Origin of the sequence: Sorangium sp. So ce836 (assembly GCF_028553905.1) — a bacterium.
Classification (GTDB): Bacteria; Myxococcota_A; Polyangia; order Polyangiales; family Polyangiaceae; genus Sorangium; species Sorangium cellulosum_D.
Genome location: NZ_CP102233.1, coordinates 8,455,324 through 8,471,775, shown reverse-complemented (window position 1 = coordinate 8,471,775; position 16,452 = coordinate 8,455,324). Strand labels below are relative to the sequence as shown.

The 16,452-nt window shown below is 71.9% G+C and carries 14 protein-coding genes; 6 read left to right on the top strand and 8 right to left on the bottom strand.

Annotated features, from left to right (window positions below; all coding sequences use genetic code 11):
• Window positions 1–3: 3 nt before the first annotated feature.
• Window positions 4–1,398 (bottom strand): amidase, encoded by a 1,395-nt coding sequence (locus NQZ70_RS30525; RefSeq protein ID WP_129577367.1) that lies wholly within the window; start codon window positions 1,396–1,398, stop codon window positions 4–6.
• Window positions 1,399–1,450: 52 nt separating this feature from the next.
• On the opposite strand from NQZ70_RS30525, the gene NQZ70_RS30520 reads away from it, so the two are divergent.
• The 5 genes from NQZ70_RS30520 (at window position 1,451) to NQZ70_RS30500 (ending at window position 6,639) form a co-directional block, all read left to right on the top strand.
• Window positions 1,451–2,848: a hypothetical protein gene (locus NQZ70_RS30520; protein ID WP_129577366.1), complete on the top strand. Its 1,398-nt coding sequence runs from the start codon at window positions 1,451–1,453 to the stop codon at window positions 2,846–2,848.
• A 234-nt stretch (window positions 2,849–3,082) separates the two neighbouring features.
• Window positions 3,083–4,297 carry a serine hydrolase gene (locus tag NQZ70_RS30515; RefSeq protein ID WP_237244188.1) on the top strand — a complete coding sequence of 405 codons (1,215 nt, stop codon included), beginning with the start codon at window positions 3,083–3,085 and terminating at the stop codon, window positions 4,295–4,297.
• Window positions 4,298–4,522: 225 nt separating this feature from the next.
• The gene (locus NQZ70_RS30510; RefSeq protein ID WP_272826047.1) at window positions 4,523–5,056 is read left to right on the top strand and encodes a hypothetical protein; all 534 of its coding nucleotides are present in this window, start codon (window positions 4,523–4,525) and stop codon (window positions 5,054–5,056) included.
• Window positions 5,057–5,107: 51 nt separating this feature from the next.
• Window positions 5,108–5,659, top strand: a complete 552-nt coding sequence (locus tag NQZ70_RS30505; protein ID WP_237244187.1) for a hypothetical protein — start codon at window positions 5,108–5,110, stop codon at window positions 5,657–5,659.
• Window positions 5,656–6,639 carry an HTTM domain-containing protein gene (locus NQZ70_RS30500; protein WP_129577364.1) on the top strand — a complete coding sequence of 328 codons (984 nt, stop codon included), beginning with the start codon at window positions 5,656–5,658 and terminating at the stop codon, window positions 6,637–6,639. The genes NQZ70_RS30505 and NQZ70_RS30500 overlap by 4 nt, the downstream gene beginning before the upstream one ends.
• 66 nt (window positions 6,640–6,705) lie before the next feature.
• Here NQZ70_RS30500 and NQZ70_RS30495 read toward each other — a convergent pair whose 3' ends face one another.
• The 6 genes from NQZ70_RS30495 to NQZ70_RS30470 form a co-directional block, all read right to left on the bottom strand.
• Window positions 6,706–8,250, bottom strand: a complete 1,545-nt coding sequence (locus NQZ70_RS30495; protein WP_272826046.1) for a cellulose binding domain-containing protein — start codon at window positions 8,248–8,250, stop codon at window positions 6,706–6,708.
• 287 nt (window positions 8,251–8,537) lie between these two features.
• Window positions 8,538–9,002 carry a cupin domain-containing protein gene (locus NQZ70_RS30490; RefSeq protein WP_129577363.1) on the bottom strand — a complete coding sequence of 155 codons (465 nt, stop codon included), beginning with the start codon at window positions 9,000–9,002 and terminating at the stop codon, window positions 8,538–8,540.
• A gap of 187 nt (window positions 9,003–9,189) precedes the next feature.
• Entirely contained in the window at window positions 9,190–10,047 is an 858-nt protein-coding gene (locus NQZ70_RS30485; protein ID WP_129577362.1) for a class I SAM-dependent methyltransferase, read from the bottom strand.
• 14 nt (window positions 10,048–10,061) lie between these two features.
• Entirely contained in the window at window positions 10,062–10,415 is a 354-nt protein-coding gene (locus tag NQZ70_RS30480) for a VOC family protein (RefSeq protein WP_129577361.1), read from the bottom strand.
• A complete protein-coding gene (locus tag NQZ70_RS53500) occupies window positions 10,405–10,572 on the bottom strand; it encodes a ribbon-helix-helix protein, CopG family (protein ID WP_129581665.1) in 168 nt (55 codons plus the stop codon). Before NQZ70_RS53500 ends, NQZ70_RS30480 begins: the two co-directional genes overlap by 11 nt.
• Before the next feature lie 450 nt (window positions 10,573–11,022).
• On the bottom strand, window positions 11,023–12,510 hold the full coding sequence (locus tag NQZ70_RS30470) for a hypothetical protein (protein ID WP_207217516.1): 1,488 nt from the start codon (window positions 12,508–12,510) through the stop codon (window positions 11,023–11,025).
• Between the two features lie 622 nt (window positions 12,511–13,132).
• Between NQZ70_RS30470 and NQZ70_RS30465 the strand changes: the two genes are divergently transcribed.
• The gene (locus NQZ70_RS30465; protein WP_165374246.1) at window positions 13,133–14,644 is read left to right on the top strand and encodes a dockerin; all 1,512 of its coding nucleotides are present in this window, start codon (window positions 13,133–13,135) and stop codon (window positions 14,642–14,644) included.
• A gap of 54 nt (window positions 14,645–14,698) precedes the next feature.
• Here the strand turns inward: NQZ70_RS30465 and NQZ70_RS30460 are convergent, their stop codons facing one another.
• Window positions 14,699–16,090 carry a serine/threonine-protein kinase gene (locus tag NQZ70_RS30460; RefSeq protein ID WP_257792729.1) on the bottom strand — a complete coding sequence of 464 codons (1,392 nt, stop codon included), beginning with the start codon at window positions 16,088–16,090 and terminating at the stop codon, window positions 14,699–14,701.
• Window positions 16,091–16,452 lie beyond the last annotated feature (362 nt).

The window sequence follows — 16,452 nt, the reverse complement described above, 5'->3', positions numbered from 1 at the left end:
CGCTCAGCGCCCTGTCAGCGGCGGCGCCCGGAGCGGGACGCTGGCGCCCTCGAAGGCGCGCGCGGCGCGCAGCACCAGCGCCTCCTCGAAGTGGCGCCCGACGATCTGGAGCCCGAGCGGCAGGCCGGCGCTCGTCAGGCCCATGGGCACGCTGATCGCCGGCTGGCGCGTCAGGCTGAAGGGGCCGGCGAACGACGCGGGGGGCGGGCCGCCGCCCTCGATGAGGGGAGCCGCCCCGGCCGAGGTGGGCGTCACGAGCAGGTCGAAGCGGCGGTGGAGCGCGGCCATGACCAGGGCCAGCTCCGCGCGGCGCCGCTCGGCCTCGAGGTACGCCACCGCGCCGAGCGCCTCTCCCTCGGCGGCCGCGCTCCGCACCGCGGGATCGAGCAGCGCGCGCTCCTCCGGCCCGAGCTCCCGCACGGTGTGCGCGGCGCGGGCGGCGAACAGCGTCCGCAGCACGCCCGCCGCGTCGGCGAGCGGGGGATCCACCTCCTCCACCTCGGCGCCGAGCTCCCGCAGGGTCGCCGCCGCCGCGGCGAAGCGGGCCCGCGTCTCGCCGGCCGGCTCGATGGCGCCGAGCGTGGCGCTCACGCCGATGCGCACGCCCCGCAGCGCGCCCGCGGAGGGCGCGCCGTCGAGCGCGTCCGCCACGTCCCCGGGCGCCGGCGGGGCCCGGAACGGGTCGCGGTCGTCGGGACCGGAGAGGACCGCGAGGAGCAGCGCCGCGTCGCCGACCGTGCGCGCGATCGGCCCCACGTGCGGGGGCACGCCGACCACGCTCGCCGGGTGGGCCGGCACGCGGCCGAAGGTCGGCTTGAGCCCCACCACCCCGGAGTACGCGCTGGGGACGCGGATCGAGCCGCCGCCGTCGGTCCCCACCGCGATCGGGCCGAACCCCGCCGCCACCGCGGTGACGGCCCCGGCGCTGCTGCCGCCCGGCGTGCGCCGGGGGGCCCAGGCGTTGCGGGTGATCCCGGTCAGCGGGCTGTCGCCGGCGCCCTTCAGGCCGAACTCCGAGGTCGTCGTCTTCCCGAAGAGCACCGCCCCGTGCTCGCGCAGGCGCGCGACCGCGGGCGCGTCTTCGGTCCAGGGGCCGCTCGCGTCCACGGTGCGCGAGCCGCGCCGGGTCGGCCAGCCGGCCGTGAGCAAGAGGTCCTTCACCGAGACGGGCACCCCGTCGAGCCGCCCCGCCGGCGCGCCGCGGACCCACCGCGCCTCCGACGCGCGCGCGGCGTCGAGGGCGCGCTCCTCGTCGAGCAGCACGAACGCGTTGAGCGGCGCGCCGTGGCGCTCCACATGAGCGAGGACGGCCCGCAGCACCTCGACCGGCGAGGCGCTCCGGGCGCGGTAGAGGGCGAGGAGCTCGAGGGCGGTCGCTTGCACCAGCGAGGAGGTCATGATGTTTCCACGATAGCGGACATGTCGTCCGCTGGGATAGAAGGCGCAGGTCATGGTGACCGAGGGATCCGAGCCGGTGTGCACCGGGGTGGCCGTCGCCGAGATGCCCGCCGCGCAGCGCCTCGAGCGCGACGCCGAAGGCAGCCTCGACGCCGCGCTCGCCCTGGCGACCACGCTGCACGCGCCGGGGGAGCGCGAGCGCTACCGACGCCTGCTGGAGCGCGCGATCGAGCAGGCGGAGCGCGCGCTGGCCGCCGCCGAGCAGGAGCGCGCCGCGCCCGAGGGGCAGGAGCTCGCCGCTGGAGGAGAGCGGACCCTCGCGACGGGGATGGGCGCCCGGTCGACGCTGGCGAGGGCCCACGCGGCGCGCGCCGAGGACGCGCTCCACGGCGCGGGCCAGCTCTCGCTCAGCGCGCAGCGCGCGCCGACGCGCGAAGCGTGCGACGACGGCTGGCGGCGCGTGGAGGCGATCGTGACCGGCGCAGAGGCGGCGGCCCGCGCGGCCGCGGCCTGCGCCGCGGAGCTCGAGGCCGGCGCGCCTCGCTCGAAAGCCGCCCGCGCGGCGCGCGCGGCAGCGCACAAGGCCGAGGTCGCCGCCCGCGCGGCGCGCAGGATTGTCGAGGAGCGAAACCACGCGTACACGTTCCACACGGACAACGGCTTCTCGTTCGGCGAGGGGTGGCACGTCGCCGCGGCCGCCGTCCTCGCGGGCGCGGCCGTTCAAATCGAGCCAGGCAAGGCCGGAACACCGCAAGCCGAGGCGTTCCTTCGCGATGCGGGCCTGAGCGATCGCCTGCAGGCGTACCGCTCGCGCCCGCGCGCGATGAAGCAGACGACGGAGATCGTCGCGCGCGCCTTCGAGGCCGATCCGTCCTCCGCCCAGCGGAGGCTCCGCGCGGCGTTCCTCGGGGGCGCGCCGATCCCGGAGGCGGTGGCCGGCTGGGTCGATCGCGGGCTCGCGGGGGCGCGGGCCGGAGGGCCAACCCGGAAGAAGGTGCTGCTCTGGATCCGCGAGTGTGTCCACCACCCGCACAGAAACACGACGCTCGCCGAGCTCCTGGAGCTGACGGACCTGGTTCGACGCGCGGGGCTCGTGCCCGTGTTGACCGGCGACGCCCTTCGCGACGGACGCGTCCCCGAGGGCGCGGTCGACATGACCCTCTTCTGGAAGGACCCCACCTTTCGGCAGCTCGACATGCGTCGGGCGCAGCTGCAATTCTTCGAGCACCTGAAGCGAGCGCACGGCCTCGCCGGCCAGGTCGGCGTCACGACCGCAGGCATGGATGGCCCCGCGCTGATGGGGATCCCCACGATGTACCTCACCGATACGCCGAACGTGCGCATGCGGGCGTGGGCCGGCGCGGTGCCTGGATACCAGGAGGTCGTGCGCGAGAGCGGTTATCTCGAGCGCGTCCGCCGTGGGTTGTCCGAATGGGCCGCGGCTCCGTAGGCGGCCCTGACCGCGGGCCCTGAGGTGGTGCGGCCTACCGCGGCGAAGCCGCTCGCGTCTGGCTTTGCTGTCATCGTGTCGGGGAGAGCACCGCTATCGCTCGCGCGGGTTGACACGCTCGGACCACCTGCGCCTTGATGCGCGCCCTCCGCAGGGCCGCCTCGAGGCGCTCTCGGGAGCGGCGCGGCGGAGCGCAGCAGTGAGCTTCTCAGGGGAATCGTGGAGATCGGATCGATGAGCCGTGTTCTTCGGCGGACCGCTTTGTTCGCCTGCGCTGGGGTCGTTCTGCTCGCCGGCTGCGGCAGCTCCTCGCCCGCGCCGTTGCAGCCAGAGGCCAGCTCGAACGGTGAGGGCGGTGGGACCGGTGGAATCGAGAGCGGTGACGCAGGGACCCCCGGCGCCGGAGGCGCGGGCGGCGGGGCGAGCGTCGATTGCGACGCGCTCTCGGCCGAGCTCCAGGCCGCGCTCGACGCGGCCGTGGAGGACCAGGGGCTCCCCGGCGCGGCCGCCGCCGTGAGCCTCGGGGCGTGCAGCTGGCGCGGCGCCTCCGGGGTGGCCGACGCAGAGGCGAAGGTCCCCCTGCGGCCCGATGATCTCTTCCGGGTAGGAAGCATCACCAAGACCTTCATGGCCACGCTGGCGCTGATGCTGCGCGCCGAAGGCCGCCTGTCGCTCGACGATGCCGTCTCCGAGCACGTGGAGGGCGTCCCCGGCGGCGACAAGATCTCCGTCCGGCAGATCCTGAACCACACGAGCGGGCTCTATGACTTCACGCAGAGCGACGCGTTCTGGTCCGCGGCCCTCTCCGAGCCGGAGCGCGCGTGGGCGCCCCGGGAGCTCGTCGAGATCGCCGCGTCGCAGCCGCCGTATTTCGAGCCTGGGGAGGGCTTCGCGTACTCCAACACGAACTACATCATCGCCGGTCTGATCCTCGAAGCCGCGTCGGGAGAGCCCGTCGGCGAGCTGCTCCGCGCCCGGATCCTGGAGCCGGCTGGGCTCGCGCACACCTACCTCGACGGCGCCGAGGCGGCCGTGCCGGGCCTCGTGCACGGCTACGGGGTCGACCGGGGGAAGCTCGTCGACACCACCTCGGCGGCGGATCCGTCGGCGGCCGGCACGGCGGGCGCCCTGGTCTCGACGACCGATGACCTCACGCGCTTCTACCGCAAGGTGCTCGGCGGCGAGCTGCTCGGCCCCGCCGAGCTCGCGGAGATGACCACGTGGGTGGACGCGAGGCTGGGCGAGGTCACCGGATACGGGCTCGGGGTGTCCCGCCGTGAATCCCGGCTTGGCGCGCAGGTCGGGCATGACGGCGGTATCTGGGGCTTCACGTCCTCGTCCTATTACGCGATCGACAGCGACGCTTCTATCACCGTGCTCGTCAACCTCGAGGTCGGCGACGCGGGCAGGATCGTCGATGATCTGTCGGATGTCCTGATCATCCCCTGAGCCGAGCGGGGCGCGGTCGCCGCGAGCCCGACACCCGCGATCGTGCACGCCGGAGCCGCGAGCGCCGGGCGCTGACCGCCGCTTGCACACTCGAGCCTCCGCCGGCCGGGGCGCCCCGCGCGGAGCCGGCGTCGTCGAGCGTCGACGCCGCGGCGAGGAGCGCCGACGCTACGCCGCGAACGGGCCTCACGCTTGCATCATCATGGACGCAGCCTGGATGGGGGGATGCCCATCAAGCCGCTCATTGCAAAGGAGTCCATGATGAAGCTGGTGAAAGCGCTCGGTGCGCTTGCCCTGTCCGGCGTCGCCCTCGGCACGACGCATCTCGCAGCAGCGGAGACCACGACACCGATCCAGGATCTCGTGATCGTCGAGGAGACGGCGAGCCCGGATCTCGGCGACTCCCGGCTCGTGGCTCCGTATAGTGCTTACCGGCCGTACGGCCTTTATGGCTACCGGCCGTACAGCGCTTACGGCTACCGGCCGTACGGACTTTACGGCTACCGGCCGTACGGCGGTTACGGGTACCGGCCGTATGGCGCTTACGGCTACCGGCCGTACGGCGGCTACGGCTACCGGCCGTATGGCGCTTACGGCTACCGGCCGTATGGCGGCTACGGCTACCGGCCGTACGGCTACCGGCCGGGTTTCCGGCCGTACGGGTGGCATCGGCCGTGGCGCTCGCTCTCCTCGGGGGTCGATGCGGCTCCGGGAGGGGACATTCCCACGCCCGGGGTGAGCCTCCCCGACGATCGCTGATGGCGCGCGGCTCGCAGGGCCTCCTGGCGCGTGAGATCGGGAGGGACCCTCATGGGTGGAAGAGCACGGAGTCGCGGGCGCACCGCCCTGATCGTGGCCGCCGCCGCAGCGCACCTCGGCTGCGTCGTCCTCGGGGCGCTCCACGTCGATCCGCGGAGGGCGGGGCGGCTCGGCGGGGTGATCGCCTATCATGGCGCGCTCTCCGGCGCCGACAGCGGCTACAACTTCTTCGCTCCCGCGGTCAGCGCGCTGCCCTGGGCCAGGTTCCTGGTCACGGACGCGAGCGGCGCGGCCCACGCCGACGTGCTGGAATCCGGCGCCAACCACGAGGCGGATCTCCGCGTCAGGAGCATCCTCTCGCTGTTCTTGCAGGCGGAGGACGAGGCGCTGCGGCGGTCGCTCGTCGCCTCGTGGGCGGGCAAGATGTTCGCGAGGCACCCGGGGGCCGAGAGCGTGGTCGTCCGGCTGGAGATCTGCGATCTGCCCTCGATGCAGGAGTACCGCGAGGGCCGCCGGCCAGCGTGGGACCTCCTCTATCAGGCGAAGCTCGTCCAGCAGTCCAGAGGTCCGGCCGCCCGGCAGAGAAACGGCGGTGAGCCGTGATCGGGCCGATCTGGATCTCCTGCAGCGCGGGGCTCTCCCGCGTCGCCTCGCGCGTCGAGCGCTTCGCGCTCGCCCCTGCGTCCGCGGAGCCCCTCGCGGCGCTCCGCATCGGCCTCGCGACCGTGCTCCTCGCCCAGGCGGCGCTCGTCGCCCCCGCGCTCTTCGAGCTCTACGGTCCAGCGGGCATCCTCCAGGGCCCGCTGCGGGAGGCCTTCGCCCAGATCGAGCTGCCGGGGATCGGCTGGCTGGCCGGGCGGCTCGGCCCGCTCGGGATCGGCGAGACATCGCTCCTCGGAGGCGTCGGAGCCGTTTACGTACTCTCCCTCGCCTCGCTGCTCTGCGGGTTCCGGACGAGGACCTCCGCCCTGCTCGCGTGGATCACCCACAGGATGCTGATGGTGACGGCGGACGCCACCGTTTATGGAGCGGATCTCTTCGCCAACATCTTTCTCTTCTATCTCGTCTGGGTCCCGTCGGGCGCCGCGCTGTCCGTCGATCGATGGCTGCGCGGGCCGAGCCGCGCGGCCGCCGAGCCGACGCCGGCCGCGCGGCTCGGGCTGCGCGTCGTCCAGCTGCACCTCTGCATCGCGTACCTGGCCAGCGGGCTAGAAAAGGCGTCGGGCCCGTCGTGGTGGAACGGCGAGGCGATCTGGCGCTCGGTCATGCTCCCGGAGTACCGCCAGCTCGATTTCTCCTGGTTGGCCTGGCACCCGTGGATGGCGCAGGCCGCGGGGTGGGCGGTGCTCGGCGTGGAGATCGGCTACGCATTCCTCATCTGGCCGCGGCTCACCCGGCGCGCCGTCATCGTGGCCACGGCCCTGCTGCACCTCGGGATCGCGGCGTTCATGGGGCTCGGCGTGTTCGGCGCCATCATGCCTGTATTCACCCTCGCCGCCTTCGGCGTGCCGGCGGACCCCCGCGCCCCGTCGCCGTCGCGCGCGGCGCCGCTGCCGGACCTGCCGCGCGCGGCGGGCGGGTGAGCCCGCTGGCCGCGCCCCGTCACCGTCGCGCGCGGCCAGCGGCGTGCGGTGTGCTTCTCCCTCCCGCTACGGCGACAGGGTGAGCGAGCCCTCGTCGAGCGCGATCTCGTAGTAGCCGTGATCGTTCCACTGGAGCGTGCGGCCGCCCTGCTTGAGCGTTCCGCCGCTCACCTTGACGCGCAGGTACTTGCCCGGCGGGAAGTGGGCCGGCAGCGTCCACCGCCACGTCCTGTCGCTGCCCGACGTCGTGGGCGTGACCGAGGACAGCGTCTTCTGGCCGCGCCAGTAGGCGCCGATGTTGACGACGCTGTCGATCCACACGTCGCCGAGCGCCTTGGTGTGCTGGACGTGATCGAGGAAGGCCCGGAGCTGGACGGGCTGATAGGCGCCGTCGCTGCCGCCGGTGAAGCCGTGCACGAGGACGGTGCGCCACTTGTTGGCGGACCGCGCGCTCGTGACCTGATCGTCGAACATCGCCGTGGAGGCTCCGGTCGGGGGGATGTAGCAGGGCAGGTTGAACGGATCGGTCGAGTCGTTCGGGCCGATCAGGGCGTTGGCCACGCCGCGATTGATGAGGAAGCGCGTCCGAGCGATGTTCCCGTACACCGACGAGCCGTTCGGGGCCGCCATCGTCCACACCTTGACGCCGAACTTGCTCTCGATGAACTGCGTGGCCGCGTCCGTGTCGGCGCCGCTGTCGTTGCTCGAGTGGCTCTTCGTGTGGTTGCCGAGCTCGTGCCCGTCCGCCACCGCCCGCTGCCACACCGGGTTGTTCGATTCGCTCTTGCCGGTCTGGAGATAGAAGGTGAACGGCACGTCGAGCGCGTTCAGCTGGTCGTAGTTCTGGATCTGGCTCGAGTTCGAGTCGTCGAAGGTGTACGAGACGGCGCCCTGGAAGCCCGCCCAGTTGAGCACGACGAGGTTCCCGGGCGAGCCGGACGGCCTGGGCACGCCGCCGCCAGGCGGGACCGGGAGCCCCGAGCTCCCGCCCGGGGTACCGCCGCCGCCGCCGCCAGCCCCGCCGCCGCCCCCCGCGCCGCCGGAGCCCCCCGCGCCGCCCGCGCCGCCGCCGCCCCCTGCGCCGCCCGCGCCGGAGCTGGCCGAGGAGCTGCTGCTCGAAGCGCTGCTGCTACTGCTGCTGCTGCTGGAGCTCGCCGAGGTCGAGCCGCCGTTCCCGCTGGCGGTGACGGACACGAGCGACGGCGTGCCGGTGCCGTTCGCGCAGAAGCCCCAGTTCGTCGTCGCTCCCGGGGCCAGCGTGCCGTTGTAGCTCTCGTTCGTGGCGACGAGCTGCCCGCCCGACGGCGTCGTGCGCGCGCCCCACGCGTTGGTCACCGTGGAGCCGTTGAGCGCGATGGTCATGCCCCAGGCGGTGGTGGTCGTTCGGTTGGTCGTCGTGTTCGTCACGTTCGTCAAGGTCACGTTCGCGCAGTACCCCGTCGACCACTGCGACTGGAGCGCGATGTTCGCCTCTATCGAGGAGTCCGCGCTGCGGAGTTCGCCCTCCAGCGATTCCATCTCGTCGCCCTCGCCGTAGGGGTCCCCGCCACAAGCGAAAAGGAAGCAGGCGATCGAGACCGAACCGTAGCCCAGCAAGCTGGTAAGACGCATAAATTTCTCCTTGGAGCGGCCAGGTGAGCCGCAAGGTAATCGGCAAAGATGCTCAAGTAAGAATCTTACGTCAGTGTTTTACGCGCGGAGCGGGTAGCCCCGCGCATCGGGGAGTATGCCCGGAAAACGGGCCTTTGATCACGAGCTGCGATGGCTGGAGATATCCATGTATCCAGGACGCGCACCGAGGCTGCGATGGTCGCTGGGTGTGGCGAAGTGTCCCAGGCAGCGGCGATCCCCTGGAGCTCGTCTCGTCAGGGCACCGGTATCCCGAGCATCGCGCTGTGTCAGCGTACCCTCTGGGCGCCATACGGCGTCCCATCCTTGCGGACGTAGCCGTCGGGCAGGGCGCGCAGGTCGATATCGGGGTACTCGGCCACATCGCCGGGGATGCTCGAGCCGATCTCCAGCAGCACGGCCTCGCGATCCGAGCGGTTCTGGAGGTGGTGTCCGTCGGGATCGCCCGCGCGGAACCCGGCGCAGTCGCCCGCGCGCAGCACCTCTTCGCCCCCGTCCGTGACCAGCACCACCTCGCCTTCCAGCACCATGACGAACTCGTCTTCTGAATGGTGCCAGTGACGCTGGCTCGACCACTGGCCGGGCGGCAGGCGAAGCAGGTTGACGCCGAACTGCGTCAGCCCCGCCGCCTTGCCGAGCCGCCACCGCGCCCGCTCGCGGCACGGGGCGTCGTACGGCGTCGGATACGCGGTGCCAAGGCGCGTCGGGGCCTGAGAGATGTCGATCTTCTTCATCGGGAGTAGCCTCCTTGTGGACCGGATTGGCGCGAAGCTTACCGAGGAAGAGCGATCGTCGCTACCGCCGAGGCGCTCCTCGGAGCTTCGCCGCCACGAGCTGAGCGAGCTCGACCATCCGGTTGGAGAAGCCCCACTCCACCTGGTGTATCTTCTGGATGCGCCGGGCCGGGCCGCGTCGGCGGAGCTAGGTCGCCGCGACGAGCAGCTCTTCGCCGTTCACGGGGCGGAGGCCGTCGGCCCTCCCGGCGAAGTAGCGCTGGGCGAGGCTGGCCGCCGATACGTGCTGCGCGTCCTTGAAGCCGGCGTCGCGCGCGAGCGCCAGGATCTCGGGCGGCGTGAAGAAGCTGAGGAAGGGCGTGCCGGCCGCTCGCGCTCCCTTGTGCGCCCACTCGGTGGCGGGGCGCACCTCGGGCTCGACGAGCTCGAGGGGCAGCATGAACGTCAGGGCCAGCGTGGAGCCCGGGGCGAGCGCCGCGACCTGGCGCAGCGAGGCGAGGTTCGCGTCCCTGGTGAGGTACATGCTGACGCCGGCGGACGCCACGATCGCCGGCTGGGACGCGTCGAAGCCGGCGCTCGCCAGCTGCTCCCAGAGGGGGGAGCCCGCCTCGAAGTCGACCGGCACGAGCCGCAGCCAGTCCGGGACGCCGAAGCCGAGCTCGATGAGGCGCTGCCGCTTCCAGGCCTGAGGGCCAGGCCGGTCGACCTCGAAGACCCGGAGGCGAGAGGCGATCTCCGGCCTGCGCTGGGCGAACGTGTCCAGACCGGCGCCGAGGAGGACGTACTGGCGGACGCCGCGGCCAGCCTGCTCCACGACGAGGTCCTCGATGAAGCGAGCGCGGGCCACGATGGAGGCCCGGAAGCGGCTCGTGGCTCCTGGGTTCATGTCCGGACGCTGGCGCCAGCCGTCGTCCGGGGCCGCCAGCTTCAGGCCAACGTCGTCTTCGAGGACGTGCGGCGGCGCGTCGTTCTGGACGTGGATGGCTCGCCACAGGGCCACACGCACCGCCGTGGCATCTGCTCCCGTCATCGGCTTGTCAGGCATGATGTTCCTCTCGTCTACTCCGCCGCCTCGAGCGGCGCTTGCACGCTGATCGGACGACCGTCGGGATCGGCGAGCAGCATCTCGAGCACGGGCCAATGCTGCGGTTCGAACGGGCGAAGGACGGCGCCGGCGCTCGGCGGCGAGAACCGCGCGGGGTCGACGACGGCGACCACCGGCAGGACCTGCAGCGCGCGGTCGCTCGGCCGCTCCGCGACGAAGATGTAGGGGCCGCCGCGGGGGTGGCGCAGGCGGCCCGAGTGGTGATCGGTCTCGAAATCGAGCTCGTAGCCGAGGCCCCGCCAGAACGCGACCGTCTTGCCCCAGTTGTGGGTCTCGATGAGCAGGCCCTCGATGCCCTCAGTCTCCATGCTTCCTCCGCTTGCGTCGCTGCTCGTCGAGGTAGGCGCGCAGCGCGGCGGCCACGATCGCCGAGAGCGACTGCTCGGTGTCGACCGCGTGATGCTTGACCTCGCGAATCAGCTCGGTCGGCAGATACACGTTGAACTGCTTCACGTCGTCCGCCATGTACAACGCATGGTAGAATGCTAGCATGCTAACGTCAAGGCGATCCGAGGGCGCCTGGGCAGGCTCGACCGCCTCCGCGGCGATGCGCAGCAGCTGTCCGAGGATGAGCCGCTCGTGATTCCGAGGCTGAGGCTCGACCTGGAGGAGCGCTTCCGGGAGCTCGAGGGGCGGCCCCTGATCGGCGAGCAGCTGAGCGGGGTGTGCTTCGACGAGGCGAAGCAGCGGGTGCAGTTCCACCTGAACGAGGGCGGCGCCGGGGCGACGGCGGGGCGCCGCCGGGGTTCGGGGCGCCGCCGGGGTTCGGGGCGCCGCCGGCCGGGTGGGGGCCGCCCTACGGCGCAACGTGAGCGCCTCGTGGTGTCGCCCGCCGTCAGGCTGTTTACAAGGGATCGTCGCTCGTCGTCGAGAGGTCGAGCAGGGCGAGCCAGCGACGTCGCGGAGGGACCGGGGTCAATCGATCTCGAACCTGACGGCCTTCAGCGCGCCGCCCGCGCTCTTGGCCCGCGCGACCGCGCGGATGCGCGTCTTGCCCGAGCTGCCGATCGCCAGGTTGCCGGGATCGATGTAGTCGAATTGGAAGTTCACGTTGTCGACCGCGTAAGTCGGCGTGCAGGCGGCGTCGTAGGTGATGTCGCCTCCGCCGAGCCGCTCGTAAGCGACCTGGGGTTCGTTGTACCAGTAGTAGTCGACGTGCACCTGATCGCCGGCCTCGCACACGGTGGGTCGGATCGAGTGCGTGTGCCCGCTCGCCGTCTTCACGAGGTCGACCTCGGCGACGAAGCGCGGGCAGACGCTGCCGCCGGCGTACGACGCGTCCACGCTGTCCGCGAGGAACGTCGTCGGGTTGGCGGGGTCGCCGGGCGACTCGGACAGGACGTCGGGCGCGTCGAGCAGGCAGTCGTACACGGACTTGACGGCGCGCGCCACGGCGTCCCGGCGGGCCGGGACGCCGCCGATCTCGCTGAAGCGCTGCTCGATCTGCACCCCACGGGAACGGCGCGCCATCTTGTTGACGAAATTGTCCAGGCCGGCCCCTGCGTCGCACCCCCGCGACCACGTGACGGTCAGGCCCGACGCGACGCTGGCGAGCTCGTCGCGCACGATCTCCGCCATCCCCTGGCGAAAGGCGGCCTCCATGCGGCCGCCGACCCGGACGTGCGTGTTGACGCAGCTCGAGTCCGAGCTGGCGTGGAACGACACGGAATAGGGGAGCGGGTCGGTGATGAACGTGTTCATCCCGGGGAAGCTGAGCGGGCTGATCTGGGTCGAGGTGATATGATAGCTCTGCGTCGCCCCTGACTGCGAGTTCCCGTTGATCGCGACCGCCCACACGCCGTTCCGGGTCGTGTCGGACTCATGGATGAGCTTCACCTGGTCGAACGCACCCCGCTCCGTGGGGTGGGCGACCGTGTACACGACGCCCGCGCTCGGGCTCCGGTAGGTGTATTCCATGACTCCGTGGTTGGTCCACGAGGTCGTCTGCGCGTCGGCCATGCTGGTGGCGGGCGCGGCGAGCGCGGGCGCGGCCCCCGGCGCGTACTCGTTCGACACCTCGATCTCCGGCAACGTCGTGTACGGCGGCGTCGGGTCGTCGTACAGCGCCCAGTAGACCCGATTGCCGTACGCGACCTCGTTCATCTCGAACACGGTAGGATCGCTGCTCGTCGTCGACTCGACCGTGCAGATGCCCATCAGGAGGCCGCGGCGCTTGATGGTGATCTGCGTGTTCGGAGCGAAGATGGGCACCTTGGGCGTCGCGCTCGGATCGACCGGCGGAACGCGGCACCTCTCCGACGGCGTCCCGCTGGAGAAGCTCACCGACCGGAATGTCTGGCCGGTCAGGGTCAGGCCGGAGATGGCCTCCTGGACGGGCTCGGCGTCCCCCGCGTCGACGGCCGAATAACAGCCAGACAGCAGCGCGAAGGCAGCGGACATCATGACAAGGACCGGCGCGCCTCGCGGCGAGCTACCTTCATGTGAATTCGTCATGGCACCTCCAAGAAGGGTGGAATGCTCAGCGTTGATTCAAGGAAATAGCGGGGGTGATCTGGTCAGGAGCTCGGGTGTGTACCGAGCCTGCGCGCAGTCAGGCAAGGCGTATGCCGCCTCGTGCGCGTGCTCCGCGACATGGACGAGCGCCGCGCCTTCGCGTCGCGGCGGCGCCGTCAGGCCGAAGAATGCGGCTGATCGCGCGTGCCTGGCCGGGGTGCTGGGCGGGGCGGCTGGGAGAGCGGCCACGAGTCGTCACGATCGAGGGCGTGACATGTCACGCTCGCACCGTGACATGTCACGCTCGCTGGCACGCTCTCCCGCCGAGATCCTGCCGAGTCGCAGGTCGCTCCACAGAAAACTTGACAAACTGAACCGGTTCGGTTCTCTTACGCGCCTACCGCACACCACAGCCCGCGTCCTGGGCCGCGGCCCTGGATAACCTTGCCTGACGCCAGCTTGGATCGCCTTCGCAGCATCGCAGGCCCACCTTGATCGCGAGGATCGGTGAGCCACCCTCCCGGACGCGGGGACCGCGCGGCCCAGCTCGTGCGGCGACAAGGAGCCACTCATGCGAAAACCTTTGTTCTTGGGCCTCAGCTCATCAGGTATCCTCGCGCTTCTCCTGATGGGGATCGGGTGCGACTCATCGAGCGGGTCCTCCTCCGGCGCTGGGGGCGACGGCGGCTCCGGCGGCCAGAGCGCGACGAGCAGCGGGAGCGGCGCCGGCGGCGCCAGCGCCTCGACCGGCTCCGGCGGCGCGGCGGACGGCGGGGGCGGCGCGGGCACCGGGGGCGACGCGGCGGGCGCCGGCGGCTCGGGCGGCAGCGTGACGCCGGCGCCGGCCTGGGACTGGACCGGCATCGTCGGCACGGGACAGAGCCTGTCGGTCGGCGCCGAGGCGAACCCGCCCATCGGGACGCAGCAGCGCTTCGACAACCTCAAGCTGTCCCTCGGGAACGCGAGCGTGCCCCCGTTCGACCCGGAGAGCAGCGCCCTCTCCCTGGTGCCGCTCGTCGAGCCCATCCGCCCCTTCGCGACGACGTACCCGAGCGCCTACCCGAAGAACCTCTACGGCGAGACGCCGCACACGGCGATGGCCGATCAGATCTCGTCGCTGGCGAAGGCCGCGATGGTCGGCGACCACGTCACGGTGCACACCGTCGTCGGCGAGAGCGGGCAGCCGATGAGCGTCCTCCGGAAGGGCGCCACCGAGGTGGTCAGCGGCGACACGACCATGGGCCGCGCGTACGCGGCGACGCTGTTCGAGGCCGAGGCGATCGCGAAGCTCGCCAGCAAGGCCGGCAAGACGTTCGGCGTGGGCGCCATCATCATCACGCACGGCGAGGCCGACGCCGGCAGCTCGACCTACGAGGGCGATCTGGTCAAGCTGTGGTCCGACTACAACCAGGATATCCCGCCGCTCACCGGGCAGACGCGGAGCATCCCGATGCTGGTGTCCCAGCAGCACTCGGTGCCCCTCGAGGCGGGCTCGCGGTCGACGTCGACCCTGGCGCAGTGGCACGTGGGCGTGAGCCACCCGGGCGACGTCCTCTGCTCGGGGCCGAAGTACCAGTATCCGTACGCGAACGATCATATCCACCTCAACGCGAACGGGTACCAGCAGCTCGGCGAGAAATACGGCCAGGTCTACTTCGAGAAGGTCGTCCTCGGGAAGGACTGGCAGCCGCTCCAGCCGACGCGGGTCGAGCGCAGCGGCAACGTCGTCACCGTGCACTTCCACGTCCCGGTGCCGCCGCTCGCGTGGGACACCGCGCTGCCGTCTCCCCACCAGACGGCGCTCACCGAGTGGGCGCAAGGCCGCGGCTTCGAGCTCTGGAGCGGCAACACCCGGATCGAGATCACCGGCGTCGAGATCGACGGCGACTCGGTCGAGATCACGGCGCGGAACCTCCCCGCCTCCGGCGTGATGGTCGGCTACGCGGCGACGACCGACGGCAGCGCGATGCCGGGCGGCACGACGCGCTGGGGTCAGCTGCGCGACTCGGATCCGTTCGTCGGCTCGGTCACGGGCAAGGCCCAGCCCAACTACGGCGTGGCGTTCGAGATGAGCGTCCCCTGAAGGTCGAGATCGGCGTCCCCTGAAGAAGCGCGCCGCCGCGCCACGGCGAGCCGTTCAGAAGCCGATCCTGTCCACGGCGGCCCGCGCGCTCGTCGTCGCGGCGGGCCCCGGGTTCGGCGGAGCGGCTCGCCTGGCCGTCACGGGCGCAGGCAGGGCAGGGGACGGCGCGAGGGAGGCGGCCGGGCGCGGGGGCGGCGTCGAGGGCGGAGCGCTGGTCGGTGCTGGCTGAGGCTCCTCTGCGGGTCGTACGAGCGGCGGCTCGGGCGGCGCGACCTGGGCGGGCCGCGGCGGCTCGGATGGCGCGGCCCGGTGCCCGGGCGCCTCGAGCGCGGCCGAGCGTTCGGCGGCGGGCGATCCCTGCGCCTGGAGGTCACCCTGCCTGAAGAAGACGGTGAGCCCGAGCGCCGCAGCCCCCGCGAGCGCGGCGCCCACCGCGAGCCGGAACCCGGCGCGGGCTCGTCCAGCGCGCGGGCGCGGCAGGACGAGCCCGCGGAACGTCCGCGCCTGGCCACCGCTGTGCGGCGGCCCCGCGCTGTCGGGGACCTGCGTGTGCGCCGCCCGCTCGGCCGGCGGGAACGGCGGCGGCCACTGCAGCGGCGTGGCGAGCGCGCCGGCCGCGAGCGTCGGAGCGAGCGCGAGGCTGAAGAGCGACTGATCGAGCGCGCCGGCCATCTCCCTGGCCGACCCGAACCGCGCCGCCGGATCGCGCTGCAGCGCCTTCGTGACCCAGGCGTCGAAGGCGTGCGGGACGTCCCGTCTCATGACGCTGGGGAGGGGGAACACGCCGGCGTGGATGGCCACGGAGAGCGCGCCCAGGGTCTCTCCTGCGAACGGCACCCGGCCGGTGATGGCATAGTACCCGACGACGCCGAGCGCCCACAGATCCGCGCGGGAGTCGACGTGCTTGGCGCTGAGGAGCTGCTCCGGGCTCATGTAAAGCGGCGTCCCGAACGAGCTCCCCGTCGACGTCATGCCCTGATCGCAGCTCACCGGCTGCTTGGCCACGCCGAAGTCCAGCACCTTGACGAAGAGCTCGCCCTCGTCCTCGAGGGCCGTGAGGAAGATGTTCTCCGGCTTGATGTCGCGGTGGACGATGCCGAGCTGGTGCGCGCGCCCCAGCGCCCTGGCGACGTGCCTCACGACGCACGCGAGCTCATGGAGCGACATCGGGCCGAGGCGATGAATACGGCTCTTCAGATCTTCGCCATCGAGCAGCTCCATGACGATGTACGGCACCCCCGCCTCCGTCACGCCCTGATCGAACACCTGTGCGACATGGGGGCTCTTGAGCTGCGCCACCGTCATCGCCTCGCGCCGGAAGCGCTCGGCGAACCCGGCGCTATGCGCGATCTCCGGGGCCATGAACTTCACGGCGACCTGCGACCCGAGGGAGAGGTGGTCGGCGACCCAGACGCTCCCCATCCCTCCTTGTCCGAGCGGCCTCACGAGCCGAAGCTTGGGCGTAACCAGATGTCCGGAGTTCACGAGCCACCCCTCTGCGGGTCACGCGCCGCGTTTGATGATGGTGAACGAGCTCAGGTTAGGACGGCAAGACCGATAGTCAAGCTGTTCGGTCTATCGGCGCGCGCGAGCCGCGTTCGCGTGCGCGCGAGCTGCTTTTTGCTTGAACGTTCGTGTCGCAAGGCCGCCGTGGTCGCCGTCGTGAACAGCAATGTCGTGGACTCGAGGGCCATCGTGCTCTCGGCGAGCGAGCTCCTGATCGAGGTCGAGTGAGCCCGGAAGTGGCCGCGCGGCGGCGTCGCGGGCCCGGCCGGCGCCGCCGCGCCAGCACGCCGACGCGGCCCAGG